The sequence below is a fragment of the Mesorhizobium sp. M8A.F.Ca.ET.181.01.1.1 genome, assembly GCF_004792025.1.
GTDB lineage: Bacteria > Pseudomonadota > Alphaproteobacteria > Rhizobiales > Rhizobiaceae > Mesorhizobium.
This window is the reverse complement of record NZ_SRTV01000241.1, coordinates 1-302: the sequence shown is the minus strand read 5'-3', so window position 1 is coordinate 302 and position 302 is coordinate 1. Positions and strand designations below refer to the sequence as shown.

The 302-nt window shown below is 66.6% G+C and carries 1 protein-coding gene; it reads left to right on the top strand.

All coding sequences use genetic code 11. The features are described 5' to 3' along the window. Nucleotides 1-302, top strand: a 302-nt coding sequence (locus tag EN824_RS34445; protein WP_135933225.1) for a toprim domain-containing protein, incomplete at both ends; no start/stop codon positions are given.

The following is a 302-nucleotide window of genomic DNA, read 5'->3' as shown; positions in this document are numbered from 1 at the left end:
TCTGCTCGACCTGCGGCAATGTCGATACCTCCGATCCTTGCATGATCTGCACCGATCCGCGCCGCGATGCCGGCACGCTGATCGTCGTCGAGGACGTCTCGGACCTGTGGGCGCTGGAGCGGGCGGCAGCCATGAACACGCGCTACCATGTGCTCGGCGGCACACTGTCGCCGCTCGACGGCATTGGCCCGGACCAGCTCAACATCCGCTCGCTGGTCGACCGCGTTGCCGGCGGCGAGGTGAAGGAAGTGATCCTTGCCGTCAACGCGACCGTCGAGGGGCAGACCACGGCGCACTATCTC